Here is a 2387-nt window from a genome sequence, read left to right on the forward strand (position 1 = left end):
AGTGGATGAGGAAAACCAGTGGCGGCATCGGCCTGAGAACGTCTATACGCGGGACGGTAAGGCTCTGGTTTCAATCGTTTCCACGACGAACCGCGACGTGAAGGAGGCGGTCAAGGAGGCTTGTGATCTGATCGGAGGTGTGCGCAGGGCTCTCAACCCCGGCGATCGCGTTCTGCTCAAGGCCAACTTCAACAGCGACGATCCATTTCCTGCCTCGACCGACCTCGATTTTCTGTCGGCCGTCGTCGAACATCTCCGCGGGGAGGGGATCACCAAGCTGACCTTGGGCGAACGATCCGGCTGGCCCTGGATGCCTACGGCCCGGGTCCTGGAGGAGATGGGCGTCTTCGAAAGGGCCAGGGAACTCGACCTGCCGGTCATCGACTTCGACGCCGGTCCATGGATGGATGTGAATCTGGGCGAGAAGGCCATGTGGTGGACCAAGGTCGGTTACCACAAGTCCCTGAAAGACTTTGACAAGCTTGTCTTTCTGCCCTGTATGAAGCACCATTTTCTGGCCCGGTTCACCATGAGCCTGAAACTCGTCGTCGGCCTGACCCACCCCGTCGATATGCGGTACATGCACGCCGATTTTGACGAAGGGAAAAAAGATGAGCCGATGGAGCAGAAGATGATCGAGCTCAGCCTTCCTGTCGGCCCCGATTTGATCATCATGGACGGGCGGGTGTCGTTTGTGACCGGCGGGCCGGACAGGGGTGAGGCTGTTGAGCCGAAGGTCATCCTGGCATCGGGCGACCGGGTGGCGATTGACGTGGAGGGCGTCAAGATTCTCCAGTCCTATCCGAGGGACAACCTCATCCAGATGCCGGTCTGGGAGCTGCCGGTCATCAAGAGGGGCGTCGAACTCGGTCTCGGCGTTTCGGGTGAGGCCGACTACGAGGTGCTGAGGCGGTGAAGAATCGAGCGACAGGAAAAGGGCGAGCCCCGGCCCCGGGGAGGTGGAGTCTCCCCTTGCCGCTCACCCTTGATGGGTGCCCCACCGCTTCTGCAGTGTCGCTCGGAGACAAGAGTGTTCTCCAAAAGTCAAAGAAACTCCACAACAGGGGACATTGATCTCAAAAAGGGAGAACCCGATGGGTGCAGACCTGCTTGAAGCAGCGATCGCAGACGCACGAGCCGCAGCGGACAACGCCGGGGAGGAGGTCGAAAGGGAGCTGCCTCTGCTCATTGGAGACCTTGAGGAGGCCAGGTTGACCGTCTTCGTCAAAACGGCTGAGGCGAAACCCCTGCTGGAGCGGTGTGAGAGAGCGGCCAGGGCCCTGAAAGAGGCCGTCGAGGCCGAGGCAACGTGGGGCGACAAGGCCAGGGACGCCTTTGCGTCCCTCGAGCGAGCCGTGTCCAAGTTGCGCAACACCATCCTGGTCCGTACTCAGCGGGCCACCTAGGACTCGGCGTGGTTAAAGCCCGGGATGAGAGGGCGAGGCCGAATCCGGCGGCACGATGGGAGATCTCCACGAATCGGATAGGGTCCGTGGCAAAACAGGGTTGACCTGCTCTGACGTGGTACGGCCGAAGATTGGGTAGGAGTGCGACTTGAAAAGAGAGTTATTGATGGGGGTCGACATTGGGACGCAGAGCACTCGCGTTGCGCTTCTTGACCTCGAGGGGCGGGTTGTGGCCAGTGCGAGCACTCCTCAGGAGATGATGACGCCCGTGCCGGGCTGGGGGGAGCAGGACCCGGAGGTGTGGTGGAGAAACGTGGTCGATAATATTCACGTGGCAATGGAACAAGCCGGTGCCTCATCCGACGAGGTATTGGCGGTTGGAGTGTGCGGACAAATGCACGCCGCCGTCCCTCTCGGCAAGGACGGCGAACTCCTGAGCCATGCCGTTCAATTGTGGTGCGACAAGCGTGCCGCCGATCTCGCCGAGGCTTTCAAGTCCGGGCCGCATGCGGAGGCTGCCATGAAGCTGGTCGGCAATCCCCCGGTCGCCTCCTGGTTGGGTTTCAAGATTCAGTGGTTGAAGGAGCATGAGCCGGAACTTTATGAGAAGACCTGGAAGTTTGTTCTCTCCTCAGGCTATATCAATTTTCGTCTTACGGGTGAAATTGCAACGGACTGGACCGAGGCCTCGGGTTCCTTCCTGATGGATGTCCGCACCAAAACATGGTCGCAGCCGGTTATCGAGTACCTGGGCCTCGACGCGCGGAAACTACCCGGGATTTCGGTTCCGTCGGAGATAATTGGAAAGGTTACGGCTCAGGCTGCGAGGCTCACGGGCCTGGCCGAAGGCACGCCGGTTGTGGCGGGTGCCGGCGATATGCTGTGTATGTTGATCTCATCGGGTCTCACCGAGTCCGGACGGGCGTCCGATATCAGCGGCACAGCGTCCATCATGGCCGTTTTTATGGATGAGCCGGTTTT

Annotated in this window: 3 protein-coding genes; all 3 read left to right on the plus strand. The window is 60.2% G+C overall.

The genetic code is table 11. The features are described from left to right. On the plus strand, window positions 1–916 hold a 916-nt coding region (locus JRJ26_20590; GenBank protein MBW2059888.1), incomplete at its 5' end, for a DUF362 domain-containing protein. 178 nt (window positions 917–1094) lie between these two features. Continuing rightward, the gene (locus JRJ26_20595) at window positions 1095–1406 is read left to right on the plus strand and encodes a hypothetical protein (protein MBW2059889.1); all 312 of its coding nucleotides are present in this window, start codon (window positions 1095–1097) and stop codon (window positions 1404–1406) included. Window positions 1407–1572: 166 nt separating this feature from the next. After that, on the plus strand, window positions 1573–2387 hold an 815-nt coding region (locus JRJ26_20600; GenBank protein ID MBW2059890.1), incomplete at its 3' end, for a pentose kinase.

This window comes from Deltaproteobacteria bacterium (assembly GCA_019308905.1).
Taxonomy (GTDB): domain Bacteria; phylum Desulfobacterota; class BSN033; order WVXP01; family WVXP01; genus JAFDHF01.

Bases quoted from the DNA above. Each gene is read 5' to 3' on its own strand.
- JRJ26_20595 (MBW2059889.1), top strand. From the start codon at position 1,095: ATGGGTGCAGACCTGCTTGAAGCAGCGATCGCAGACGCACGAGCCGCA.